The sequence below is a fragment of the Haloarcula halobia genome (assembly GCF_029338255.1).
In the GTDB taxonomy this organism is placed as follows: Archaea; Halobacteriota; Halobacteria; order Halobacteriales; family Haloarculaceae; genus Haloarcula; species Haloarcula halobia.
The window spans coordinates 890,159-915,365 of the sequence record NZ_CP119787.1 but is presented as its reverse complement, the minus strand read 5'-3'; the positions used below and the strand labels follow the sequence as shown (position 1 = coordinate 915,365).

The following is a 25,207-nucleotide window of genomic DNA, read 5'->3' as shown; positions in this document are numbered from 1 at the left end:
CGGCGGACAATATATCATCTTGGGGATGATATCGGGCCGTCCCGCCGTGGTCAAGGCTTATCTTTCAGCGCCCGGTAGCGCCGAACGAACTACATGACACCGGGACGGCAGCCACGGGAGTCGCTATCGGCAACCGAGTTGCGATCGGCGTACCCCTTTCTCGACGCGACGGACCAGGACATGGTCGTCGGCGGCGACCTCGACGCGCTCCTCTCGGCCGCGTTCCTCAGCGACCGCCTCGACTGGACCGTCGTCGGCTTCTACACGGGGTTCCAGGAGGTATACTACACCGACCGCACGGCGGCCCGGGACGCGGTCTGGGTCGACCTGGACGTGTCCCGGCCGACGATCCGCAGCGTGGGCCACCACATCGTCCGGGGGACGGCCGACGAGGTCCTCGCAGGCCTCGAGCGGTCCTGCAACCTCAACGAGGTCCGCGGAGTGTCACGCGAGCAGTTCACGCGGAAGTACCCGCTCGGGACGATCCACTTCCTGCTGTGGCTGCACGGCGCGGCCGACTTCTCGCCGCTCCAGCGGGCCCTCCTGCTCGCTGCCGACTCGGCGTGGATCAACGGCCAGTCGCACAACTACGGCGACAACGTCTCCGAGTGGGTCGAGAACTGCCTGCCGATGGACTGGCTCGTCGACGCGCTCGAGGAGATCCAGACGGAGGCCTTCGAGACGCGGATCCGCGACGAGGTCTACCCGCGCCTCGAGACGGCCGGCTTCTCCCACGGCGGCACCAGCGGGGGGACCACCTCGAGTCACCACTCGCTGAACGGATGGCAGTGCGAGTTCAGCGACCCGCGGACCAAGAAGGTACAGGCGCTCGTCGACCGCATCGGCGCCGTGATGGGCTGGGACACGTTCGAGATTCCATCGGACCTGGTCCGGATCCGCGGCGACCGCGACTCTATCGACTACTCGACGATGCGGTCCCGCTACGGCGACCTCGACGGCCTCCTCCGTGAGGAGGACGTGTTCTCCTACGCGATTCCAAGTTACAGGACGGTCAACTACACGACGGGAATCGACCTGTGAGTATGTGATTCGGGGCTCGCCGAAGTCGCGTCGCTCGGTGGTTCGTTCGAGACAGAAATGCCGCCTCCCGGATTTGAACCGGGGACAGCTCGATCTTCAGTCGAGTGCTCTCCCAGTCTGAGCTAAGGCGGCGCGCACCTGAATCGATGACGAGGGTATCAAAAAGGATTTCGATAGCCGGCGCGCCATCGCCCGAATCGCGGGTCGTGTCACCGTGTCACTACGGCAGGAAGAGGTCGGCGGAGTCGTACTCCGCGCCGCAGTCGTCGCACTCGTAGTCGGTGCCGTTGTCCGTCGAGACGTGGCCGCTGCAGACCGGACACGTCGACCCATCTATCATGGGACGGGGTACCACAGGTCCGGATAAATGGCTTTCGTCACCTGTTCGCAGGCTAACGAGTCTCGCACGACTGGGGGCATTATTGTACACCCGGACACATAGCGCCCGTATGGAACTACGGGACGCGACGTGGCCGGACGCCGAGGCGGTCGACACCGACCTGGCGGTCCTGCCCGTCGGGAGCACGGAACAGCACGGCCCGCACGCACCGCTGGGGACGGACGTGCTGACGGCCGAGGCAGTCGCCAGGGCGGGCGCGGCGGCACACGAGGACGAGGTGGTCGTCGCGCCGGCCATCCCCGTCGGCGTCGCCGAGGAGCACCGCCACTTCGCGGGGACGCTGTGGGTCGGCGAGGACACCTTCCGGGACTACGTCCGCGAGACGGTGGGGAGTCTCGCCCACCACGGCTGGGACCGGGTGGTCGCCGTCAACGGCCACGGGGGCAACGTGGATGCCCTCAGGGAGGTCTGTGGAGCAGTCAGTCGACACGACGAGGCCTACGCGGTCCCGTTCACCTGGTTCGACGCCGTCGACGCGCCGGACATGGGCCACGGCGGTCCCGTCGAGACCAGTCTACTCCGGCACACCGACCCCGACAGCGTCGACGAGACCCGACTGGACGGGGCCGCCGAGGGCGGTGCCGACGGCTGGGGCGAGTGGGTCGAAGGCGTCAACCTGGCCTACGACACGGCGGAGTTCAGCGAGAACGGGACGGTCGGGGACCCGCGCGAGGCGAGTGCCGACCGGGGGCGAGACCTGCTGGACGAGGCGGGCGAGGCGCTCGCGACGGTGCTGGCACGGGTCGCGACGCGAGAGCGGTAGGCGGGGTCAGGCGCCCGCCTCGGCCTCGGCGTCGCCGTCGGCGTCGGCCTGTTCGTCGTCTGCCGCGAACTCCTCTAACGTGCTGCGCAGCTGTGGAACCGTGGCGGTGAGGTCGCCGACCTGGTCGCGGGCGTCTGCGACGTCGGCGATGAGGTCCTCGACGGTCTCGATGTCCTCGGCGAGGTCCTCGGCGTCCTCGAAGGCGTCGGCGCGTTCGCCCATCGTGTACCACTTCTTGGCGTCGCGCAGGTGCTCCTCGGCGTCGCCGACGTCCAGCGCGGTCTTCAGGGCGTTGAGCACGCCGAGCGTGTTGTCTGCCTCGACGTCCCAGACGGCGTCGGCGTCGGGGAGCGCGGCCCGGGCCTCGTCGAGCGACGCCTCGACGTCGGAGCGCATCTCCGAGGCCGCCTCGCCGAACAGTTCGTCGTCGTCCAGACTGGTCTGTGTCATAGTTCACAGTTGACACCCAGAGGGATTAAAAGCCCGCCTGAAAGTGAAAGTGTAATGGCCAGGCGTGAGTCGGCCAGGGTTCGGGAAACCGAAAACGACCGGCTGCCCCCTACGCGTCGGACCGCACCGAGGCCCGCACCTCGGGGATGGGGTCGAGGTCGGCGTCGATGTCGCCCAGCACGAGCATCGCGTAGTACCGGAGGAACGACTGGAGGGGTGCCTTGATGAGATTCGCGACCACGAGGAGGGCGAGCACGAACAGGAGCGCGACGACGCCGACGAGGACGCCCGCAGCGAGACCCTCACCGAGTCCGAACCAGAACACGGCCCCGACGATGCCGAAGGGAATGGCCAGGACGACGAACGCCACGAGACCCAGCAGGGTGCCGACGATGCCGACGCCGATGGCGAGCACCACCGAGAGGAAGAGGTACACGAGGTACTGCTTGGGCTCGGCCGTCAGGGACGCCCAGAGCCGACTCCACCCGGCGAGAACGCCATCGTCGCCCTGTATCATCAGCGGCACGACGAAGACGTTGGTGAAGCCGTTGATGGTCCCGAAGACGAGCGCCATCCCGACCACCACGACGACGAACAGGCCGAGGGAACCGAGTATCGCCGAGGGGCCGACGTCGGCGAGGTTGCCGCCCACGGCGAGGACGAACACCGCGAACAACAGGCCGCCGAAGATGAGCAAGGCCACGAGGCCGACCACGATGCGGAACGCGAGCAGGCGGAGACCATTCCCGAGGTGTTCGCCGAAGTACCGCCGGACGTGGACCTCCGTCGTCATGAGCGACTGGGCGAACACGAACTCCATGACAGCCCCGACGACGGCGAAGGTGATAACCACGAGCAGGAGGACGACGACGGCGAGGACGACGGTCACGAGGCCGAGGCCGGCCAGGGCCTGGGCCGCGTCGGACGGTACGCCGGGACCGGGTGGCGCTACCTGTCCGACGGCCGCCGACGGCGCCGGCACCACGTCCAGGGGCGCGGTCAGCGAGAACCCGCCGGTCGGACCGCCGGGGCCGCCGGGGCCGCCGCCGTCCCCGACGTTCTGGAGGTTGCCGGCGTTCTGAATCCCGCCGGTGCCGCCGCCACCGATGAAGAAGACGACGACGGCCAGTTTCAACCACCGCCGGAGGTCGAAGGGCAAGAGGAATTCCTTGGTCGCGTCTATCGCGTCGTCGATGTTACCGACTGCGTGGAGGGCCATACGGACGGCTGCACGGGGCGCGAGCCTAAAATTTTCGGAGGAGTGACACGGTTCTTCGCGCGACGCACCGGGACGGCGCGACGACGGAGCGGATCACTCGGCGACGTCGTCGACCCGCATCAGCGGGTAGCCGTCGACCATCGCCATGCTCGTCTCGACGACGGTCCCCTCGTAGTCGACGACCATCCGCACCTCGAGGAACCGTCCGGTGAGTTCGGTGTAGTCCGCGCCGCCCTCGTCGATGGCCGCCCTGAGCGCCGCGTCGTCGAACGCGACGGTGACCGCCTCGCAGTGGGGCTGGTTCTCGATGGCCTCCTCCATCGCCCGCGCCAGCGAGTCGGCGCTCGCGGGGCTGACGGGCGTCCCGGCGAACTGGTGGTACAGCGAACCGAACTTGATGCCCGCCTCGAAGCAGGCACGCTGGGCCGTGGTGGGGTCCATGCGGGCCTCTCGAGGCGGTCGGATAAATACTGTTGGACGCGCGTCGAAACCTGATGGTTCGGCCCCCGTCGGGCGTGGCGGTGGCGGATGCAGCGGGGCCGAATCGAACCGCAAGTTACCTATTGCATGCTCGCCTCCCATTACTCGAATGGACGACCCGGTTCTGCTCACAGGTGCCGGCGGCGCTGTCGGGGAGGCCATCCTCGAGGGCATCGGGGACGAGTACTGCTGGCGGCTGATGTACCACAATCCGCCAGGCGAGAACCCCGGCCACGAGTACATCGTCGGCGACGTCAGCAACACCGACGACATCAGGGAGGCGATGGACGGCGCCAAGGCCGTCATCCACCTCGCCGGCGACCCGCGTCCCGAGGCCCCATGGGACTCCGTGCTGTCGAACAACATCGACGGCACGCAGAAGATGTACGAGGTCGCCGTCGAGAAGGGCGTCGAGAAGTTCGTCTTCGCCTCGTCGAACCACGCCGTCGGGTCCTTCGAGACCGACACGCGCACGCCGGAGCTGTACCGCTCGCACGACGACTTCCGCCTCGACGGCACAGAGTTGCCACGCCCGGGCAACCTCTACGGCGTCTCGAAGGCGACCGGCGAGGTGCTGGGCCGCTACTACCACGACGAGTACGGCATCAGCGTCTGTAACATCCGCATCGGGAACCTCACCCGCGGTCACCCGCCGATCGACTACGAGCGCGGGCAGGCGATGTGGCTCTCCTACCCCGACTGCGCCCACATCCACCAGTGTGCCCTCGAGGCCGACTACGACTACGAGATCGTCTACGGCATCTCCGACAACGACCGCAAGTACTACTCCCTCGAGCGCGCGAAAGAGGTGCTTGGCTACGACCCACAGGACAACTCCGCCTACTTCGACGGCGAGGAGCGCGTCGTCGAACCGGACGCCTAGTCAGTCGAACAGACCGCGGACGTCGTCGTCTTTCTGCCGCTCTCGTGCGACGTGTGCAGCGAGTCGCTCGGCGACCATGGGCCGTTTCTCACCCTCGCGGACGAACGAGAAGAGCAAGCCGACGAAGGTACCCTCGCCGCGGTCGTCGAGTTCCCCGCGCGCGTAGCCGACGGCCCGCTTGACGTCACCCTCGTCGTAGCCGTCGGCTTCGGCCAGTACCGCGGCGGCGACGGCCGTCGCGTCGAAGTCGAGCGCCTCGTAGTCGACGGCGACGCCGTCGTGGGTGAGCGGGGGCGGCGCGACGCGTTCGGCGTGTTCGGGGTCGCTGGCGACCCGCGCGAGGTAGGGGCGGACCACGTCGAGGTTCACGCCCCGGTAGTCCTCGGGCAGCGGCGCCAGGTACGTCCCGGCGCTCTCGGCCAGCCCCTGGGCACCCGACCAGTTGCCGGTGGACGCGTGGTGGACGACGGCGGTGAACTGGATGAGCCCGTGGAGGAACCGCTCGTCGTCGCCCGCCTCCAGGTCGAGCCAGTAGTCCTCCCAGGCGTCGTGGGCCGCGTGGTAGCGACCGGCGTTGTAGACGGCGATACCGGCCCGGAGGTGCGCGTCCATGCGTGTGCTACGGACGGGGCGGGCAAAAACGGCCGGGCGCGACCGTCGGGCATCGCGGCCGGACACACGCCGAATCGGTACCCTACCGAGGCGAGGGGAGCGATATATACCGGTCATAGTAACCACGTAGTAGGCCAGGCCGACAGCTTACACCGATGTCGGTCCAGCGTGACGAGCGATTGCCGGCGCGGCTGGAGCAGTTACACGTCGGCATCGTGTTGTACGACCCCGAGACTGGCGCCGTGCTCGACGTGAACGGCCGAATCGAGTCGCTGTTCGGCTACGACGTCGCGACGCTGCGCGAGATGACCGTCGACGAGTACAGCGCGAACACACAGACCGAGGGTGGCGAACAGTTCCGCGAGTGGCTGCGGGCGGCCGCCGCCGGCGAGCCCCAGCAGTGTCGGTGGCGAGTGAAGCGCGCCGACGGCGAACTGATATGGACCGAGATACGGCTCTCGCGGTACGGGGGGAGCGAGTGCGTGATCGCGGAGGTGTTCGACGTCACGGACTACTACGCGGCCACGCGCCGGGTCGGTCTGTTCTCGCGCGTCCTCCGGCACAACCTCCGCAACGACGTCACCGTCATCGCGGGCCGGGCCGAGAACATCCGGACCGAGACCGACGAGCGACGGGTGCAGGCCGACGCGGCGACCATCCGGCGCAAGGCCGGCGAGGTCGCCCGCCTGACCGAGTCGGTCAAGCAGATCGACCGGGCGATGGCCGAGACGGTCGCCGACCGGACGCTCGAGAACGCGACCGACGCGGTGGCCGAAGTCATCGAGCGACTGCGGGAGCGGTATCCCGACGCCAGCGTCACCGTCACCGAACGTGACGAGATGTGGGTCCACATCGACGACGCGTTCGACCACGCCCTGACCCACGCCGTCGACAACGCCATCCGGCACGACGACGGCGACCCGACGGTCGAGGTCACCGTCGGGGCCTCCCCGAACACCGGCCGCGTCGAGATCCGCGTCGCCGACACGGCCCCGCCGATACCGGACACCGAACTCGACGCTATCGACGACCTGACACAGACGACGACCACCGCACACGGGTCGGGGACGGGGCTGTTCGTGATGAAGTGGTGCGTCGAGTCACTCGGCGGCGAACTCCGGTTCGACCGCCACGACGACGGTAACGTCGTCACCATCTATTTGCCGCCGAAAAAGCCCTGAGACGCGTGTTATCGAGTGGTACGGACTCGATCTCAAGTGGTGTTTATCGCCTGAGAGCGCGTGCGACTACCGATGAATACACGGGGGCGGTACGGGCCGGTGGTACTGTTGTTGGCGGGACTCGCCGTCGCGGCTCGCGCCGCGCTGGCGGGACTCGACCTGGGGACGGCCCACCGCGTCGCGACGCTGCTGGTCGTGGCCATCGTCGCGGTGTTCGTCATGGTGACCGTCGGGCGCGTCGAGGGGACGCCCCCCTTCGACGCCGTGTTGCTGTTCCCCGTCGTGCTGACGGCCTGGTACGCAGAGCGGTTCGTCCGGGGCGTCACCGCGTCCGGGTGGGTCCAGCCCACGCGAGCGAAGCGAGCGTGGAGCACGTCCGGGCGTGAGTGAATCGAACGTCCGGACGGAGATTTGAACTCGCCGAGAAATGCTCGCTTCGCTGCGCGTTCCTCGTCTGCTCAAATCTCCGTGGCTCCGCATAACCGCTCTCGAGAGCGAGCGACACGGCAGTCGCTCGCGGAGTTGTTCGCGGAAATGTAGCGTCCGGACGGAGATTTGAACTCCGGTCCCTGGCTCCGCAAGCCAAGAGGATAGTCCACTACCCTATCCGGACTCATATCGATGGAGGTGGGTGCTGCTCAAAAGGGTGACGGTTCGCCGAGCGCCACGCGACGGGGCGACACACCACGGTCAAGACCGGGTTTGAGCGAACGCAAACGCCGTATCCCGGGAGTGCGTCAGGAGATGTATGAACCGGAGAACGTTTCTCGGTGGGCTGGCGGCAACCGGCGCGGTACTCCTCGCGGGGTGTTCGTCGTCCGGCGGCGAGGGGTCCCCAACGGATGAGCAGACGCCGGCGGAACCGAGCCAGTCGCCGGTGCTCGAAGACACCGAGTTCGCCGTCGACGACCGGACGAGCGGGGGTGAGCGCGACGAGGCGACGGTCCGCTTCGAGGCGCCACGCGTCGTCGTCGAGGGTGTCATCTGGGGGCGCGACGGGTGCAAGACCGCGACGCTGCTGGGCAGTGAGTACGACCGCGAGTCGAACACGCTGACCGTGAGCGTCGGGACGACCGACCGCGAGGGCACCGAGGACCAGGCGTGTACGCAGGCCATCGTCGAGATCGAGTACACGGCGACGGCCACGTTCGATGCGGGCCTCCCCAGCCGGGTCGTCGTCGAGCACGACCACGGAGACGGACCCGAGCAGGTGGCCGATTCGGAGCTGTGATCGCGGCCTCGCGCCCGGGCTGGCGCGAGAAGCCGGGCCGGTCCGGAGGTTTATATCCGAGGGGGCGACCAGGTGCTCGTACCGTGTGCTCGCAGCCACAGATCGACAGACTGCGCCGGGTCGCTCGACCAACGACAACGCTTAAGCGGAGCCCATCCCTGCCTCCCATAGATAGATGGGCGCGATAGAAGATGTCTACGAGGAGGACGTCGAGGCCGACGTCTCCGAGGCAGAGTTCCGCGAGGCTGTCGAGGCGAAGGTAGAGCAGATGGGGGGCCTCGCGGACGAGGAGACGGCGGCGATGCTCATCGCCCACGAGCTCAGCGAGGGGGAGGTCAACGCCGTCGCCGACATCGAGGCGGGGATGGACGAGGTGAAGTTCCTCGCGAAGGTGATGGCCGTCAGCGACCTGCGGACTTTCGAGCGCGAGGGGGAAGACGAGGACGGCCGGGTCATCAACGTCGAAGCGGCAGACGAGACCGGCCACGTCCGCCTCGCGTTCTGGGACGAGCAGGCCGCCGACATCGCCGACGGGGCGCTCGAGGTCGGCGAGGTCCTGCGCATCAAGGGGCGCCCGAAGGAGGGATACAACGGCCTCGAGGTCTCGGTCGACAAGGCCGAACCCGACGAGGACGCCACGATCGAGGTCGAACCCGGCGACGGGTCGACCATCGAGTCGCTGACGATGGGGCAGTCGGACGTCACCCTCCGTGGCCTCGTCCTCGGGACGGATTCGATTCGGACCTTCGACCGCGACGACGGCAGCGAGGGGCGGGTCGCCAACCTCACGCTGGGCGACGAGACCGGCCGCGTGCGCGTGACGCTCTGGGACGACCAGGCCGACCGCGCCGAGGAACTCGACACCGGGGCGGCCGTCGAGGTAATCGACGGCTACGTCCGCGAGCGGGACGGGTCGCTCGAACTGCACGTCGGCGACCAGGGCGCGGTCGACGAGATCGACGAGGAGGTCGCCTTCGAACCGGACGCCGACCCCATCGAGGCCGTCGAGATCGGCGAGACGGTCGACATCGCCGGCGTGGTGCTGGAGGCCGACCCGAAGCGCACCTTCGACCGCGACGACGGCAGCGAGGGGCAGGTCCGGAACGTCCGGCTCCGGGATGCCACCGGCGACATCCGGGTGGCGCTGTGGGGGGAGAAGGCCGACGAGGACATCACCCCCGGCGACGAGGTGCTCGCGGCCGACGTCGAGATACAGGACGGGTGGCAAGACGACAAGGAGGCGTCGGCCGGGTGGCAGTCGACGGTGGTCGTCTTCGACGACAGAGTCGACGCCTCGCCCGCCACGGCGCCCGAACCGACGGCCGGCGACAGCGACCACGCCGGCCTCTCCTCGTTCGCCGACGGGAGCGCCGACAGCGGCAACGAGGCCGAAAGCGGCGTCGACGGTGCCGCGAGCGCCGCGGCTGCTGCGGACGGCCCGGCCGACGGCGAGGAGGTCGAGTTCACCGGGACCGTCGTCCAGACGGGCGACCCCGTGGTACTCGACGACGGCGAGCAGACGATGACCGTCGAGACGAGCGAACACGTCCAGCTGGGCCAGCAGGTGACGATCCGCGGGCAGTTGCGCGACGACCGGCTCCACGCCGAGGACGTCTTCTGAGACGGAGAGCGGCGCTACGGAAACTCTTAAGACCGCAACACTCCGGACTGTTGGTATGAGCGTCGAGCTTCCGTTCGCCCCGGTGGACGCAGTCATCCGGCGCAACGCAGACGGGTTACGAGTGAGCGCAGGCTCCGCGGAGGAACTGGCCCGTCGGATCCAGTCCCACGGGGCGTCACTAGCGGTGACGGCCGCCGAGGAGGCGACGGCCGACGGCCGCAAGACACTGATGCCGTCGGACTTCGGCGTCACGCGGGTCTCCGACAAGGACGACCTGGAACTGCCGGTCGCCCCGGTCGACCGCATCGCTCGGCTCGACATCGACGACGACTACCGGGTGGCGATGGACGCGAGGGTCGCACTCGCGGAGATGCTGGAGACCTACGCCGACGACGTGGCCGCCGCGGCCGCGACGCTCGCTCGCCACGCCGACCGCCGGACCATCAAGGCAGAGGACATCGAGATGTACTTCGAACTCGCACAGTACTACTGAATGAACTTCGGCTATCGCGAGGTCTGTCTGGACCACGACACCGGCCCGCGACATCCAGAGAGTCCCGACCGACTCCGCGCCGTCAGGCGCGCACTCAAGGAGAAACACGGGGTCGAGTACGTCGACGCCGACGACGTCGACCTGGACCTGGTCCGCTCGGTCCACGACCCCGAGTACGTCGAGTCCTTCCGCGAGTTCTGTGACGACGGCGGGGGCAACTGGGACGCCGACACCGTCGCCGTCGAGGTGACGTGGGAGGCCGCGCTCGCCTCGGCGGGCCTGGCCGTCTGGGCGGCGGAGGCGGCACTCGAGGGGCCGGTCGCTCGCGATACGCCGTTCTCGCTCGGCCGGCCGCCGGGCCACCACGCCGTCGAGGACGACGCGATGGGGTTTTGCTTCATCAACAACGCGGCCGTCGCCGCGCAGGCGGCCCTGGAGGCCGGCGCCGACAGCGTCGCCATCTTCGACTGGGACGTCCACCACGGCAACGGAACCCAGGACATCTTTTACGACCGCGAGGACGTCTTCTACGCCTCCATCCACGAGGACGGGCTCTACCCGGGGACCGGCGCGATAGCCCAGACGGGTGCCGGCGACGCCGCGGGGACGAACCTCAACGTCAAGTACCAGCCCGGCGCGGACACCGCCGACTACCTCGCGGCCATCGACGAGGCCATCGCGCCCGCTATCGTCGACTACGACCCCGACCTCCTGCTCGTCAGCGCCGGTTTCGATGCCCACGAGCACGACCCCATCTCGCGGATGCGCGTCTCGACGGAGGGGTACGGCGCGATGGCCGAACGGGTCCGCGAGGCCGCCGCGGACTGTGACGCCGGCCTCGGGTTCGTCCTCGAGGGCGGATACGGACTCGACACGCTGGCCGACTCGGTCACGATGGTCCACGAAGTGTTCGACGGCTACACGCCCATGGAACCGGACGACGAGGTCAGCGACGAGGCGCGCGACGTCCTGGACGAGCTGGCCGCTCAGGGCTTTGGCTCGAAGTAACCGGCCAACTCGACGCCGAAGTCGTCCGTCAGCGCTGTGAGTTCGGCACCGACGAGCACGTCGTAGCCCGACTCGAGTGCCGCCTCGACGTGCGGGCCGAGACCGACGTCGAAGACGGCGTCGCTGCGGAGGAGGGCGACGGCCGAGGTGAACTCGCGCGGCCGTTCGACGACGTAGCGGTCGCCGGCGACGTACGGGCCCGCGACGTCCGGGTCGTCGGCGTAGCGCTCGTAGAACCCGGTCGCGTGCTCGCGGACGTGGACCGGCGGCCCCTCGTGGCGCTCGACGGCCGGACGGTCGACCACGGCGAGTTCGAACAAAAAGACAGCCTCGTCGTGGTCGGCCCGTGTCGAGTCGGCGTCGGTCCCGTCGCTCGCGAAGGTGGCCGACCGCAGGACGTCGAACCCCCGGCGGTCCAGGGCGTCGGTGAGTCCGCCCAGCGACTTGCGCAGCTGTGGCCAGAGCTGGTCCTCGACGACGTCGGGCGCGTCGAACCGCAGCGCCACCAGCGTCGTCCCCCGCCGCTCGAGGGCGGCGCGGACGTCCGGGGGCCCGTAGGGCGTCGGCAGCGCGGCCTCGAAGTAGTCCTCGTTCGGGTCCGAAAGCATCACCCGGGCGTAGTGCTGGAAGCGGGCGACGTTCTCGGCCGAACAGACGGCGGCGACGTTCCGCTCGGGGTCCGTCGGGTCGATGACGACCAGCGGGTCGTCGAACGACGTCTGGCCGTGGCCGGCCGGGTCGAGTTCGACCGGCGGGTGCCAGTCCGCGGCCGCCGAGAGCAGGGGGCGGAACCCCCCGTACTCCAGCACCAGCAGCTCCGTCAGGTATCCCGAGAACCCCCTGGTCCGCAGGTCGCTCCCGTAGACGCCGATGCCCTTGAGGAACTGCTTTGTCACCCTGACCCCGTCGGCCAGCTCCTCGTCTAGGTGGGCCTCGAGGTAACGCGTGTGGAAGGGAGTCCGGTCGACGGCCGATCGGATGTCTGTCGCCGAGGCCACGTCGTAACACGGGACCAGGTCGACGTCGTACCCCTCGCGCTCGCCGACGACGTACGGGTGTTCGGCGTACTCCTCGCGGCCGTCGGGGAGGACGGCGTGGCCCACCTCGAGCCCGTAGCGCTCGAGCGTCTCGCGGTCCAGGTCGGTCGGGAACGACACGAAGACGTCGATGTCGCGGTCCCCGGCCGTCCAGGTGCCCCGCGCCGTCGACCCGACCTGGAGCACCGTCGCCTCGACGGGGAGGTCCGCGACGGCATCCCGAGCGCGGTCCATCACCGCATCTGCGACCCGCTGGAGCTGCTCGCGCTCGTCGGGCGAGGGCGAGACCCGCTCGCGCACCCGGTCGACGACCGCGTCGAACTCGTCGCTCATATCCCGCCCTTTCCACAGAGTGCGTGAAAGCGTGTCGATGCCGGGCGGAAGCGAAAGCCCTATTTGACAACTCCGACTACCCCCGAGTGCAGCGAGCCGCCGTAGCTCAGTTGGTAGAGCACCACGCTGTTAACGTGGTTGTCCCAGGTTCGAGCCCTGGCGGTGGCGTCTTTCTCCGGGCGACACCACGCGAGGAGCGTCGTCTCCGAGTACCGCCGCTCGCGACTGACGTCCGAACCAGGGTTCGAGCCGGCGAGTCGCAGCACGAGCGAAGCGAGTGACCGTCTCGACTCGTTCGAGCCCTGGCGGTGGCGTCGTCTTCTGTGAACACGATGGCGAGCGGAGCGTCGCCTCAGAGTACCGGCCCTGTCACCGGCCGGGCGTGGACTCGCCGGCGTCTATCGCTGCCAGCCCGGATTGCGGCGAGAATCTGCCGACGGTGACCCGACAGGCTAAAGACGCGGACTCAAGAATACGACGACGAGGGCCCTTAGCTTAGTCTGGTTAAAGCGATCGGCTCATAACCGATTGAGCGCTGGTTCAAATCCGGCAGGGCCCATCCAGAGTCTGCCCCACTGTGAGCCAACAGATTTGGAACAGAGAGCGATTCTAACCCTAATTTTCTGAGTTCGGTGGCTGATTTAGCTGAGTGGGGTCCGAGTGACCCAACCAGCGTCTGGTTGGGGGCCGCTGCCATCTTGCCTCCTGGATTAGTCGAGGAAGAGTAGGTTTGTAATCTATGGCCGATTGATGTGGTCCGCTATCCTGTCCGGTAAAGCGCTTCAGAAGTAGTCTGGAAGATGCGGCTGATGAACGCTTTTTCGTGAGAAGTCCCTTTGCGGGCGTGCGGTCAGAGCACGTAATACCATTTGGCAAATATTCAGCAGTCGGCCATCGTTTGTTTCACACCGGCGTGGATGAATCAGACGGTCAGTAGACCTGCGAACTCAGCCTATCACAAGAGAACAAAATACTTCTCCATCGGTTTTACTTATCGGAAAAGTTAGCAATATCAATGGATTCACTATGAAGATAGCCACAAGAGGATAACCAGAAACAAATAACGGTAAAACAACACATTTTATCACGGCACTGTCTGGTTGTTGATCGCCTCGGCTGGCGTTTTTCCGCCAAGCGCTTGATTCGGTCTTTCGTGGTGGTCGCACCGAAATATTTGTGATGTGGGGAGAAAATCGTTGTGCGCGTTCGTTACGGATCTGTGATGACTCGAACCCGTTCATCATCCACACAGACGGTACAGCCTTCGTATACGAACTCGACACACATCTTGGTAGCTGACTTATCGACGACCCTATCGAGCGCATCTGGGTCTATCACGTCGTACAGTGGCCGTAATTCGTCGTGGTTGCGCTCCGTCGACGTAGCGATTGCAGAGACAATCCTCGTACTCGGTGATTCGAATTCGCACACCGCATATTCATCGTACTCCCCGTTCTCACAGCGCTGAGAGCCACTCATTAGTTGTGATTGTTTCGTCATGTTTCTGTGATTATTTCAAACCGCGCACCGCCTGTTTCAGTTGTCGCATCGGCCACCGTAATCTCCCAGCCATGAGCTTCGACGATCTGCTTAACGATTGCTAACCCGAACCCGGTACCGTCATCGCTTGTTGTGTAGCCACTTTCGAAGATACGGTTGTGATCCTTCGGTGGCAACCCTGGACCGTCATCCGCAATGAAAAACCCATCTCTCTCCGCGAGCGTCCCGACTTGAACAGTTACGTCCGGTCCAGCATGCTCGACAGCGTTCCTGAAGAGGTTTTCGAAGAGTTCACAGAGGCGAGACTCGTCCGCGAGCACCGACCCATCATCGATGTCATCGGTTAGTGAGAGAGTTGCCGATGATGTTTCGGTCAGACCCCAAGCATCATCAACGACCTCTCCAAGGTGGACAGCTTCCGGTTCCTGGATCGTCTCGCCTTGTTCTGAGAGGGTCAGTACTTCGTCAATCACGGTCTCCATTCGCTCTAGTGCCGTAATAGCCGTTTCAAGGAGCGTCGCAACGTCGTCCGTCGTCTGGTTCTGATATGCGAGGTCGACGTGTCCGAGGGCGACCGTGAGCGGGTTCCGAAGGTCGTGAGCGACCGTGCCAGCGAACTCGTCGAGCCGATCACGCTCGCGTTTGAGCTGTTCCTGGAATTCTTTCTGTTCCGTAATGTCCTGTTGTGACCCGAAATACCGGATCAAGTTGCCGTCCTCATCGTAGATCGGACAGACCGTGAGCCGGTTCCAGAACATCTCTCCGTCTTTCCGATAGTTGCGTAGCTCGACTGTGGCCTCCTCTTCAGCATCGATCGCTTCTCGGAGCGTGGCCACAGTCTCTGGGTCCGTCTGATCGCCTTGCAGGAAGCGGCAGTTACGGCCAATAGCTTCGGGCTCCGCGTAGCCAGTTACCTTCTCGAATGCGTCGTTGACGTAGACGAGCGGATTACCCTCCTGCGATGGGTCTGTTAATGACAGGGGTATCTCCGCGTGATCGATCGCTGTCCGGAGAATCTCCAATTCGTGTTCGCGTTCTTTGCGCTCGGTGATATCTGCATTTATACCGATGAATCCGGTGATCTCACCATCTTCATTTGTCACGGGAGATATTGTCTGGTTGATTATATATCTGGTACCGTCTTTTCGCTCGTTGATGAGTTCCCCCTGCCAGACATCACCAGAAGTGATCATTCCCCAGAGGTCTTCGTAGAACTCTTCGTTGTGTTCCCCTGATTTGAGTATACTCGGCCGCTCGCCAAGTGCCTCTGTTTCCGAATAGCCAGTTACCTCCTTGAATGCTGGATTGACGTATTCGATCGTTCCGTCAGTGTCCGTGATCATGATAGCATGACCCGCCTGTTCGACAGCCTCGCGGAAACCCCGAAGCCTCCGCTCACGTTCTTTGCGCTCGGTTATATCACGGAAGTTCCCTTGGACGAGTGTTTGACCATCCAATTCGACGACTTTCGCATTAATTTCGACTGGGATGCGATCGCCGTCGGCGGTACTAATGTAGATTGGATCACCGGTATCGAACTGGTCGAAAACCGCCTCGCCGGTTCGTCGGTGCCGCTCGAAGAGCTCGCGGTACCGGTCTCGCTGTTCGGGCGGATGGAGTTTCGTTTGGTCCATCCCAACAAGTTCATTCCGTGGTCGGTCAAACAACTCAACGGCCGTCTCGTTCGTTTCAACGATTTCACCGGTCTCGGCATCGGCGACAACGATCGCATCGGGTGCCGTATCAATCAACGCCTGATATTTCTGCCGGGTGTCTTCGAGTTGTCGTTCATACTGTTTCCGGTTGGTGATTTCATCACCAACAGCAACGATTCGTCGAATCTCGCTGTCAGTATCTTGAACTGGCGTTGCTGTTAGGTTGACCGGATATGTCTCACCGTCCCCGCCACTCACCGTGAGTTCGCCACTCCACGCGTTTCCAGCAGTGAGTGTCTCCCAGAACTCCTGACAAACCTGTTCGTCGTGGGCTTTGGACCGTAATTCGATAAGAGATGACTCTTCGAGTGTTTTCCGCGAGTATCCTAGTGTTTCGAACGCTTGATTGACGTATTTGATTTCCCCATCAGGATCAGCAATCAGCACCCCATGTTTCATCTGGTCGATCGTCGTCCGAAGCTGGTCGGCCCGAGAACGCTCTCGGTCGAGCGCCACACAGTGTTCGATTCGATTGGCCAGGAGTGTGCCTGTCTCAGTATCAGTTGCTTTCGAGACAACGTCACTAGCGCCGGCGGAGAGATATTCCTGACACATAGCTGAACCACATTCCGCTCCGGCGTACACAATGAGTGGCAGATCGGGCCGCTGTTCTTGCACTTTCGATATAAGTGACCGTTCAAGTGATTCGTCGCCTGTATCGATGACGAGACAATCAAACGTTGCTGAATTGCTCTGCAACCGATCGACTCCCGTGTGAACCGACGAGACTACATGAATCGTCAGGCCATGTTCGTCTGTAAGAGCGGATGTGACCCCAGTGTGGCGCTCCTGTCCGTGTTGCACATAGAGTACGTCTGGCGACTGTCGACCCACCGAGAAAACCCCACTCTCGACGCTATGAGGGGCTTCGGTATCCGCTTCACTCATCGGATGCCACCACCAGATGTCGCCCGATACGTTGTCCACACGAGAGAGACGGTATCGATGACGGCGACACCTCTATGAGAACCGTTCGTAACGAATCGGCACGGGTCATACGTTCTCCACCTCCTCGAACACATCTCGAAACACGAGTTCTGTATCCCCGCGTTCGATCAGTTCTGTTTGCCGTTCATGATTCACTTCTTCAAGTCGCTCTTTCTGGGCGCGCAGGTCTCTATACTCTTCATGTGAATCCAGTTTCTCAGCAGAGAACTGTGATTCCAGCGCCGCGAGTTTCGACGAGACACGCAGCAGCTTTTGAAGCCCGGCACTGTACTGAGAACGCAGTAACAGGTCATCGACGAGCTCAACCAGGTCCCGTTGTCGGATCGGTTTGACGAGATACGCGTCAAACGGGAGATCGACGATGTCCATATCGGGTTCGACAGACGTGACCATGGCCACTCGACACTCGTAGCTCTCCGCGCGAATCGTCTCAAGTACTTCATCACCGGTCAGCCCAGGCATCCGGCGATCTAACAACACGATATCGATACTGGCTGCGAACTGGTCGAGCGCTGCTTCCCCACTCGTCGCCGTGTGTACGGTATGGTCATCTTCGAGCATCGCCGCATACATCCCCACGAGATGGGGTTCATCATCCACGACCAGAATTGTTCCACTGGCATCCGATTCGCGGTCCCGGGGTCCGTTCAGTTGTGACATCGGTCTGGTGAGAGCACCACGCATTGATTGGAAGGGGAAGTGCGTCCGGATCGGAGGATACAAACGCCTCGCATCGCGTCACTCTCCAGCAGTCTTTGTCAGTTTCTGGACTGACTCGTTGATCTCGTTGACCTTGGCAGTCTGTTCCTCGTTTGCGGTGGCGATCTGTTCGATCTCTTCGCTGACTTCCTTGGCCTTCTCGACCGCCTGGTCGGTCATACTCGCTACTTCTTCGGTAGTTGCCGCCTGGTCGTCCGTTGCCTGAGCGACTTCCTCGATCCCTTCGGCGGTTTCGTTCACTGCCTCGACGATCTCGGTGAGGTTTTCCATCGCCTGTTCGACTTGGCCGATCCCCTGATCGATCGCCGTGTTCGTCTCCTGGAGATTGGCGACGGTTTCCTGGGTATCCGTCTGGATTCGCTGGATCATCTGCTCGATCTGGCCAGCCTGATCTTGGGACTCTTGCGCGAGACTCTTGATCTCGTCAGCGACGACGCCGAACCCATCGCCTGCTTCGCCTGCTCGTGCAGCTTCGATCGACGCGTTCAGTGCTAGCATATTCGTCTGCTCGGCGATATCGTGGATAACATCGACCACTTCGTCGATCTCCTCGACACGGTCCTGAAGTTGATCGACATCTGCAGACACATCCGTCGCTGCTCCCTCGACGGTTTCCATCGCATCGATCGCATCAGTCGCTGATTCGTGCCCGTCTTCAGCGAGCTGTCTCGCCGTCCGACTCGTCGAAGTAACCTGTTCCGTCGTCGAAGCGATCTCTTCGACTGTCGCACTCAGACTGGACACTTCTCCGGCAACCTCTTGCATGTTGTCAGCCTGGTCTTCTGCGATCTCGCTGATCTCTTGGGAACTCCCCGCGACATCCTCGGACGTTTCCCGGAGTTCGTCGATCGAAACTTGCACCTCCTCCGAAACTTGGTCGCGTCGCTCCAGTTCGGCTTCGATCTGCTGACTGTACGAATGGATATACGTATCCATGGCGACCTGCTGGTCGAGAAGCAGTAGTTTGAGCGTGGAGAGCGCGCGTTCGACGACAGTATCGACCGCATCCTCTGCGGTCGTCACGCTGATTTCGCCCGGTCCGGTGGAATGAGCTGGTGTCGTACTGGTTGGTTGTGAATCGGGTTTCGTCTCAGTATCTGCCTCCTGGGAGACTGGGACTCCTCCATCGGTCTGCGTGAGTTCTTGTTTTACGTCCGCTGCAATCGCGGAGAGAATTCCCTCGTAGTATATCGAGTACGCGCCGAGGTAGATTTTCGGCCCCAAATCGAGCATGTCGTGGATTTTCCCGATTCTTGCCCGGCGATCGAAATACTCAGTACCGTACTGCCCACGGCCGAGGTCTCTGAGATACTCGGCTTGACTGTTTTTGAGGGCCTCGACCGATTTTGTCGAGGAGTTGAGAATATCGACAGTTTGTGAATAGGATTCGAGGTGCGTATAGAACTCATCGACGAGGTCATCTGCTATCCGGTCAAACGTCGCGTCCATCGATTCGAGCCGCTGTCTGTCGTCCTGGTCAAACCGGGTGAAGTCCTTTCGCCAGTTGATTTTGCCGGGGTCGATCCCGATCTCGCTCGTAAGTTGCTGACCGCTGACCTGCCGACGGTCTTCGTCTGTGATCTTGTAATCGCTATCGTGTGACATGGTCGTCACCGGTCCATAGCAGATATACTCCCTCAAACGAGTGGGTCAAAGTTTGTAGATGCTGGCAGGGGGACAGGGGTCACATTTGAACGGTACAAAAACAGGTAAGGATAGAAGATACGACCGAAACGACAGGGTCGGCAAAACCGAGCTCTTGGTCGTGAGATCCATACATCCGGATACTATCTCGTATAGAACAGACTATCGACCGATTATCGAATGGTGAATCGTGAGATCAGCCATCGGAAAGGCCATTTCCGTTTTCGAAGAGCGTGTAGAACAGTTTGTACTCCGCAGTTCGGATGTGCCGATGAAACGCCGATGGGGAGATCTCTAATTCGGACGCTACTTCTTTTCCGTTCACCTCCCTCGGCGAGTCGAAATACCCACGGGAGCGTGTCATAGAAACGTTCTCAGAGAAGGAAGCAGGGTGTTGGAACTGTGTCTACGAGCGCCAGCACCCTGCAAGACGTAGCTTCGGTAGACGACTTCTTGAATGTCGCGGCTACCGAGACAGTCCCGCTGTTCGAGCACCTTGAGTTCGAGTTTCTGCTGAATTACGACGTGTTCGCCCCCGCTTTGAGGGGGCGAACACGAGTGCATCAGCCACCAGACCTCTTTTGCGGCTTTCTGCACTGCTATTACAAGGACATCTACGGAACGCGTCCGGTTGCACGAGAACTCCAACACGGCCTCGTCTGGTACTACTGCGGACTCGACAAACCTCCATCCAGAGACACGGTTGACCGCTTTCTCACCGACCTCGAACACGTCATCGACGATGTCTTCGACAGGCTCGTCGAGCAGGCCGCCTGTCGGGGCCTGCTCGACTCGACGTACTCTATCGACTCAACGCACATTGAGGCGATTCAGTACAACGACGCGGCGTCATGGAACTACGATCCAACGGCCGAAGATTACTACTACGGCTTCGGCTGTACGATTGTCTCAACCGGTCCAAAGATACCGATTGCAGCGGAGTTCACACAGACCAAGCAAGCAGACCAGGAGACGGCGATGCGCGTCACGCGTAACGCGCTCGCCGTCGATACACCAATTTGGATGCTCGGAGACAGCGCCTACGACGTCCTCGACTGGCACGACCACCTGCTGGCCGCAGGGGTCGTGCCAATCACCCCATACAATCCGCGAAACACCGACGACCCGAAAGACATCGAGTACAGGGTCGAAGACCGCATCGAGGAACACAGCCAGGACGTACAGCTGAAACAATCCCTCTTGGACGAGACGTACAACCACCGGACAGGAGTCGAACGGACCAACGACGCAGTCAAGGACTGCGGCCTCGGGCACGTCCGCGCCCGAGGCCGCGTCCACGCACGAACAGAAGTGTTCCTTGCACTGTGTCTCCGGCTCGTCGTTGCAATCACCAACTACGACCGAGGAAACGAACCGGGCTGTGAGAAGCTATGAGATGGATTCTATGACACGCTCCACGGAGATACGCCATCTCGGCGACCTCGCGCTGCCGCGGCGTGAGTTTCTCAAGAACTTGATCGGCGAATTCCCCCGGCGATTCGGAATACTGTCTCTGACTGCGTTTCGCGAGTACTTCGGTATCATCGTACACTGACGAGATCGTATCAATAACCTGGTTGATGCTGAACGTCGGTGGAACTGCGACCGTTACCCGACACTCAGAGCTACCGGCCGAGATATTCTGAACGATTAAACCATGGTCGGCTAACCGTGAGGCAATGAATGGTTTCTCGATCCGGAGCTGGATGAGTGCATCGCTCTCTGTCTCAATGAGACGAACACTCCTGACCTCCGCTGATTGTTTGCCCTCCTCCAGTAACTGCTCGACCGGCCCGTCCACGATTCGGACGAAGAGCAGAGACGAATCATCGGTCTGTGGAACGATCCGTTCGACCTCCAGCGAAGAATTAGTTCGTTGAGCGAATCGCAAGAAAAAGCATGCCCGATCCTGAATATCGAACTCTAGTTCGGTCACTTGGTTCGAGAGGAGCGACTGTTTGCGTTCGGTGGCCTCGATCGCGTGAGCGATTAATTCCCCGAGTTCCGACAAAACGGGCTCCATCATGCCTGTGAATGCTGCCCGATTTGATGAATAGACGGTAAGAACACCTCGTATGGTGTCCTGATACGTGAGCGGAACACTCAAGACCGACTGGAATCCGTGTTGGACGGCACTACTTCGCCAGTCGTATCGCGTGATATCTGTCGCGGTATTGTCTATGACCCTCCTCTCGCCTGTACGCGCGGTCTCCACTGCCGGCTCGGATGCCGCGTCATCCGCAAGTGACCGTGAGAAATCATCGAGATACCCACGATGATCACCGGCCGTGACCCGTGGAGTGAGCGTCTCTGTTATCAGGTCTCTCTCGCCGATCCACGCGAATGTGATCGGGGCTGACTCAACCAAATGGGTGCAGACAGTCTCTTCGATCTCTTCACGTGTGTCCGACTGGATGATAGCACGAGCCACGTCCCGAATCTGGGAATTGATCGATTCGACTTGCTCCAGTTGTTCGGTCTGCTGTTGGAGGTGCTGCTCGTGTGTTTTGAGTTGCTTTTCGCGGTCAGCACTGTCAAGTGCCGCTTCAGCTGTCGCACACAGTATCTCGACCAGTTCTACTGACTGGCGGTCGAACGCGTCAGGTCGCGTGTCCCCGACGATGAGAACGCCCTGCTCGCCAAGCGGCACGATAATCTCGCTTCGAAACACTGTCTCGGGATTATACACGTCATCATCGATCCGAACATTCTCGAACACCTCGGGCTCGCCCTGTGTGAAGACGCGCCACGCAATGCTCTCGCCCGGTTCAAAGACAGGCGGATCAATCGTATCGGCCTGGTCGGATGACGAAGCGTGAGCGACCGGTCGAAGTACGCCGTCGCGCTCGTCGATAAGATAGACCGTGGCTCCGTCCAGATCAAGTACGTCCGTGACCGTCTCGACGACCTGCTGGCAGACAGCGGACCGTGTCTCGGCTTCGAAAAGAGTCGGTGTCGTCTCGTGGAGGCCAGTCAACGCCCGCTCGTACGCGAGTTGCTCGCTGATATCACGGAACACTCCATAGATGACGGTCTCCTCGTCGAGTTCGATCGTTTCGACGCTGATTTCGACAGGGACTCGGTCTCCGTCTGCAGTCACCGCGTAGATCGGGTCACCGTTCGACAATCTACGTTTCCTTTCCCCTTCTTCAATAGCCGTCTCGAAAAGATCGCGGTACCTGTCCACCTCGTCTGACGGGTGCAAATCTGTTTGATGGAGATCAATAATCTCTTCGTGCGGTTGGCCGCGAAACTCCGCTGCCGCTCTGTTCGCTTCGATGATCTCGCCCGTGTCCACGTCGGCAACGAAAACCGGGTCCGGCGCTGCTTTGAGGAGTGTCCGGTACCGCTGGCGGGCAGTTTCGAGGTCTCGTTCGCGTTGTTTCTGTTCAGTGATATCCTGAGACAGCGACATGCCAGCGAAGACGCTCCCCTCGTCATCGCGTACTGGAGCAACGTGGCTCTTGAAGACGCGGTCTTGGAACGTCACTTCGACCGTATTGGATTCACCATCGAGTGCCTGCTGGTAGAGCGGTTTGAGAATGTCGACAGCTTCTGACGAGAACGCCTCTTCCAGGCAACGACCTTCGAGGTCGTCCACAGACCGCTCTAACTCGTCAAACCCCCTTCCGCCGACCACCTGATACCGATAGTCCTCGTCGAACAGCGTGACGAGGCCGTTCGGGAACCGGTCGACGAGTGTCTGGTACCGTTGTCTGCTTCGTTCGAGTTCCCGCTCCCGACGGTTCTGCTCGGTTACGTCCCTGACAATCCCCATGTCTGCGGGCGTTCCCTCGTACTCGATGGATGCGGTGTTGATTTCCAGTGTCCGTTTCCCATCGAGTATCTCGATTTCATACCGTGTCGGTGGGTCTTCACCTGCTACCCGCTGCTCGTACCGCTTCTGGATGAGATCGTGATACTCTGGATCGACGTGTGTTCGAACCGAGTCGCCGATGAGGTCCTCTCTGGTCGTCTCGTGGAGCGCGGCAAACCGTTCGTTGACGAACTTGAACGTTCCGTCCTGGATGATAGCGATCCCGTCGTTCGAGTTCTCGACGAGTGTCGAGTACTTCTCGCGTTCTTCCCGGAGTCGCTGCTCGTTCTCTCTCCGGGTGGTGACATCCAGCCCGGAACTGAGCGTGCCGCTGATCTCCCCCTCGTCGTCCCGGAGAACGGTATTGTGCCACTCGATAATTCGCTCTTCACCGTTCTTCGTGATGACTGGATTCTCAAGCCGTTCGGCCGGTTCGACCTCCCCAGCCATCAACTGATCGAACACCTCGGCAACGTCGGTTCGGTTCGGTTTCGGGACGCACGTTTCGAACCAGTCGCGCCCGACGAGTTCTCCCTCTTCGTAGCCCAAGATCTCACGGGCTTTCTGGTTTGTGAGTGTGACTCGCCCGTCAACGTCAAGTACGACCACCATCACGTCAACGAGTTTGAGAAGATCCTCGGATGTCGTAGCAGGAATGGACTGTAAATACCCCATTAAGTCACCCAGATGCGATGTGGTACCTAATCGAGACTGATAAATCTCATCTTTATTCACATAATCACACAATACCGGAAACATTTTTAAGTCCGTTCAGACTTCGGAATCAATCTTGGGAATGAGGGTCGTACGAATGAATCAAGCTGATCGGTATTCCGGACGCACAAGCAGTGCAACCGGCAGGAATCACCTACTCAAACACGCCGTCGTCACGGAGGCCGGTCATCAGGTCTTCAACTAGCGATTCTACGTCTGTGTAGGGATAGTCCTGATACTCCGAATACTCCATCCCGAGTTCCATCGCCCCGATCGTCACATCACCAGCCTCGAACGTCGTCGCCGCCCCGTCGGGCAAGACGGGGATCAATTCAAATGGTTCGCTGATGGGATAGGATGGCTGTCCGAACACTTCGAGAAGTTGTTGTCGGATCTGGTCTTCCTGTTCCGATGCGGTCATGCTTGCTTCAATTCCGCGGTGGTTGTTTAACCCCACTATTAGCTACCTGGCATTCACATCACCTCAATAATATGAACGCAATCAGTCGCTATCTACCTATTTTCACATTCTTCTCGTATACTAGTCGTTTCTGAGTGTGGAACGCCATTCAGGGAGAAGCCCTTCTCTCGGTGTGCGGGCACGACATCTGGAAAACGGCTAGTAGCTGCTCGTGCTGGTAGTCGGTCACTCGGACCCTCTGTCGGTCGTATTCTCGGCCCGCTCTACGCCGCGTCAACAATCGTGTGTCGACGACGTCACGCATACACCTTCCTTCGGTAGATGTAGACAGTGTTCCGAGCACCCGGGGATCCAGCGGGACCGATGAGCAGCCGCTGTCGGTTCCCCGTGAGCGCTATGCCCGCGGTGAGCTCTCGGATGATGAATTTGATCGGCGACGAAAACCGTTCGAACGTACCGGATGGCCGGAACAGTCGCCGTTCTAGCCGATACACTATCCCCAATGCCCGCCGTCGAGGTACCCAACCGTTAATCCTGTGGAAAGAGTATTGTATTTGATGGTCTATACAATACAAGCGTCAGTAACAGGAGATTTCGATGACATCGTCGACACGACGATCGCAGCGCTTGAAGACGAGGGATTTGGCGTCCTCTGTGACATCGACATCCAGGCGACGCTCAAGGAGAAGCTCGGCAAAGAGTTCCGCCAGTACCGCATTCTCGGGGCCTGTAGCCCCTCGCTGGCGTACGAGGGACTGACCGAAGAGATCGAACTCGGCGCACTCCTCCCGTGTAACGTCATCGTCTACGAAACCGATGACGGCGATATCGTCGTGAGTGCCGTCGATCCGCAGCAATTGGTCGGCATCGCAGACAACGACGCGCTCGACTCCATCGGGACCGAGGTCACCGAACGGTTCGAGCGTGTTCTCTCGGCCGTCACCGACGAAGAGGAATCCATGTCGGAGGCCTGATC

General features: G+C 62.1%; 23 protein-coding genes and 4 tRNA genes. 13 read left to right on the top strand and 14 right to left on the bottom strand.

Annotated elements, in window-relative coordinates; all coding sequences use genetic code 11:
- Positions 1-93: 93 nt before the first annotated feature.
- A complete protein-coding gene (locus P1K88_RS04830; protein ID WP_276412979.1) occupies positions 94-1,041 on the top strand; it encodes a hypothetical protein in 948 nt (315 codons plus the stop codon).
- A gap of 58 nt (positions 1,042-1,099) precedes the next feature.
- Here P1K88_RS04830 and P1K88_RS04825 read toward each other — a convergent pair.
- A tRNA-Phe gene (locus tag P1K88_RS04825) sits at positions 1,100-1,173 on the bottom strand.
- Positions 1,174-1,490: 317 nt separating this feature from the next.
- On the opposite strand from P1K88_RS04825, the gene P1K88_RS04820 reads away from it, so the two are divergent.
- Positions 1,491-2,204 carry a creatininase family protein gene (locus P1K88_RS04820; RefSeq protein ID WP_276412977.1) on the top strand — a complete coding sequence of 238 codons (714 nt, stop codon included), beginning with the start codon at positions 1,491-1,493 and terminating at the stop codon, positions 2,202-2,204.
- Positions 2,205-2,210: 6 nt separating this feature from the next.
- Here P1K88_RS04820 and P1K88_RS04815 read toward each other — a convergent pair whose 3' ends face one another.
- The 3 genes from P1K88_RS04815 to P1K88_RS04805 all read right to left on the bottom strand — a co-directional run bounded on the left by P1K88_RS04815 (position 2,211) and on the right by P1K88_RS04805 (position 4,314).
- Positions 2,211-2,654, bottom strand: coding sequence for a DUF5790 family protein (locus tag P1K88_RS04815; protein ID WP_276412976.1), 444 nt, complete (start codon positions 2,652-2,654; stop codon positions 2,211-2,213).
- Between the two features lie 109 nt (positions 2,655-2,763).
- Positions 2,764-3,873: a DUF7544 domain-containing protein gene (locus P1K88_RS04810; RefSeq protein ID WP_276412974.1), complete on the bottom strand. Its 1,110-nt coding sequence runs from the start codon at positions 3,871-3,873 to the stop codon at positions 2,764-2,766.
- A gap of 93 nt (positions 3,874-3,966) precedes the next feature.
- Entirely contained in the window at positions 3,967-4,314 is a 348-nt protein-coding gene (locus P1K88_RS04805) for a dihydroneopterin aldolase family protein (protein ID WP_276412972.1), read from the bottom strand.
- Between the two features lie 148 nt (positions 4,315-4,462).
- Between P1K88_RS04805 and azf the strand changes: the two genes are divergently transcribed.
- The gene (gene azf, locus P1K88_RS04800) at positions 4,463-5,236 is read left to right on the top strand and encodes an NAD-dependent glucose-6-phosphate dehydrogenase Azf (protein WP_276412970.1); all 774 of its coding nucleotides are present in this window, start codon (positions 4,463-4,465) and stop codon (positions 5,234-5,236) included.
- On the opposite strand, the gene P1K88_RS04795 is transcribed toward azf, so the two are convergent.
- Entirely contained in the window at positions 5,237-5,848 is a 612-nt protein-coding gene (locus P1K88_RS04795) for a DUF309 domain-containing protein (RefSeq protein ID WP_276412968.1), read from the bottom strand. It abuts the gene before it with no gap.
- Positions 5,849-6,003: 155 nt separating this feature from the next.
- Here P1K88_RS04795 and P1K88_RS04790 point away from each other — a divergent pair, with 155 nt between their 5' ends.
- On the top strand, positions 6,004-7,029 hold the full coding sequence (locus tag P1K88_RS04790) for a PAS domain-containing sensor histidine kinase (protein WP_276412966.1): 1,026 nt from the start codon (positions 6,004-6,006) through the stop codon (positions 7,027-7,029).
- A 72-nt stretch (positions 7,030-7,101) separates the two neighbouring features.
- The gene (locus P1K88_RS04785) at positions 7,102-7,419 is read left to right on the top strand and encodes a hypothetical protein (protein ID WP_276412965.1); all 318 of its coding nucleotides are present in this window, start codon (positions 7,102-7,104) and stop codon (positions 7,417-7,419) included.
- 150 nt (positions 7,420-7,569) lie between these two features.
- On the opposite strand, the gene P1K88_RS04780 is transcribed toward P1K88_RS04785, so the two are convergent.
- A tRNA-Arg gene (locus tag P1K88_RS04780) sits at positions 7,570-7,642 on the bottom strand.
- A gap of 135 nt (positions 7,643-7,777) precedes the next feature.
- Between P1K88_RS04780 and P1K88_RS04775 the strand changes: the two genes are divergently transcribed.
- The 4 genes from P1K88_RS04775 (at position 7,778) to P1K88_RS04760 (ending at position 11,382) form a co-directional block, all read left to right on the top strand.
- Positions 7,778-8,260 (top strand): twin-arginine translocation signal domain-containing protein, encoded by a 483-nt coding sequence (locus tag P1K88_RS04775; RefSeq protein WP_276412964.1) that lies wholly within the window; start codon positions 7,778-7,780, stop codon positions 8,258-8,260.
- Between the two features lie 175 nt (positions 8,261-8,435).
- A complete protein-coding gene (locus P1K88_RS04770) occupies positions 8,436-9,881 on the top strand; it encodes a single-stranded DNA binding protein (RefSeq protein ID WP_276412963.1) in 1,446 nt (481 codons plus the stop codon).
- Positions 9,882-9,936: 55 nt separating this feature from the next.
- Positions 9,937-10,374 (top strand): histone, encoded by a 438-nt coding sequence (locus tag P1K88_RS04765; RefSeq protein ID WP_276412962.1) that lies wholly within the window; start codon positions 9,937-9,939, stop codon positions 10,372-10,374.
- Positions 10,375-11,382: a histone deacetylase family protein gene (locus P1K88_RS04760; RefSeq protein ID WP_276412960.1), complete on the top strand. Its 1,008-nt coding sequence runs from the start codon at positions 10,375-10,377 to the stop codon at positions 11,380-11,382.
- Here P1K88_RS04760 and cca read toward each other — a convergent pair.
- Positions 11,361-12,752, bottom strand: coding sequence for a CCA tRNA nucleotidyltransferase (gene cca / locus P1K88_RS04755; RefSeq protein ID WP_276412959.1), 1,392 nt, complete (start codon positions 12,750-12,752; stop codon positions 11,361-11,363). The two genes, P1K88_RS04760 and cca, sit on opposite strands and share 22 nt — an antisense overlap.
- Positions 12,753-12,847: 95 nt before the next feature.
- Between cca and P1K88_RS04750 the strand changes: the two genes are divergently transcribed.
- Positions 12,848-12,920: transfer RNA gene (locus P1K88_RS04750), tRNA-Asn, on the top strand.
- Positions 12,921-13,236: 316 nt separating this feature from the next.
- Positions 13,237-13,311 (top strand) — tRNA-Ile (locus P1K88_RS04745).
- Positions 13,312-13,961: 650 nt separating this feature from the next.
- Here P1K88_RS04745 and P1K88_RS18410 read toward each other — a convergent pair.
- The 5 genes from P1K88_RS18410 to P1K88_RS18405 all read right to left on the bottom strand — a co-directional run bounded on the left by P1K88_RS18410 (position 13,962) and on the right by P1K88_RS18405 (position 19,643).
- Positions 13,962-14,231 (bottom strand): HalOD1 output domain-containing protein, encoded by a 270-nt coding sequence (locus tag P1K88_RS18410; protein ID WP_379786728.1) that lies wholly within the window; start codon positions 14,229-14,231, stop codon positions 13,962-13,964.
- Between the two features lie 17 nt (positions 14,232-14,248).
- Entirely contained in the window at positions 14,249-16,855 is a 2,607-nt protein-coding gene (locus P1K88_RS04740; protein WP_276412957.1) for a PAS domain S-box protein, read from the bottom strand.
- Between the two features lie 105 nt (positions 16,856-16,960).
- Complete coding sequence (locus P1K88_RS04735) at positions 16,961-17,575, bottom strand: response regulator (RefSeq protein WP_276412955.1); 615 nt, start codon at positions 17,573-17,575, stop codon at positions 16,961-16,963.
- Between the two features lie 78 nt (positions 17,576-17,653).
- Positions 17,654-19,240: a globin-coupled sensor protein gene (locus tag P1K88_RS04730; protein ID WP_276412953.1), complete on the bottom strand. Its 1,587-nt coding sequence runs from the start codon at positions 19,238-19,240 to the stop codon at positions 17,654-17,656.
- A 235-nt stretch (positions 19,241-19,475) separates the two neighbouring features.
- Positions 19,476-19,643, bottom strand: coding sequence for a helix-turn-helix domain-containing protein (locus P1K88_RS18405; RefSeq protein ID WP_379786726.1), 168 nt, complete (start codon positions 19,641-19,643; stop codon positions 19,476-19,478).
- 38 nt (positions 19,644-19,681) lie between these two features.
- On the opposite strand from P1K88_RS18405, the gene P1K88_RS04725 reads away from it, so the two are divergent.
- Positions 19,682-20,674 (top strand): transposase, encoded by a 993-nt coding sequence (locus tag P1K88_RS04725; protein ID WP_276411503.1) that lies wholly within the window; start codon positions 19,682-19,684, stop codon positions 20,672-20,674.
- On the opposite strand, the gene P1K88_RS04720 is transcribed toward P1K88_RS04725, so the two are convergent.
- Both P1K88_RS04720 and P1K88_RS04715 read right to left on the bottom strand, forming a co-directional pair.
- The gene (locus P1K88_RS04720; protein ID WP_276412952.1) at positions 20,628-23,771 is read right to left on the bottom strand and encodes a PAS domain S-box protein; all 3,144 of its coding nucleotides are present in this window, start codon (positions 23,769-23,771) and stop codon (positions 20,628-20,630) included. The two genes, P1K88_RS04725 and P1K88_RS04720, sit on opposite strands and share 47 nt — an antisense overlap.
- A gap of 193 nt (positions 23,772-23,964) precedes the next feature.
- The gene (locus P1K88_RS04715) at positions 23,965-24,231 is read right to left on the bottom strand and encodes an MTH865 family protein (protein WP_276412950.1); all 267 of its coding nucleotides are present in this window, start codon (positions 24,229-24,231) and stop codon (positions 23,965-23,967) included.
- Between the two features lie 557 nt (positions 24,232-24,788).
- Here P1K88_RS04715 and P1K88_RS04710 point away from each other — a divergent pair.
- Entirely contained in the window at positions 24,789-25,205 is a 417-nt protein-coding gene (locus P1K88_RS04710; RefSeq protein ID WP_276412949.1) for a DUF302 domain-containing protein, read from the top strand.
- The last annotated feature ends 2 nt before the right edge of the window (positions 25,206-25,207 follow it).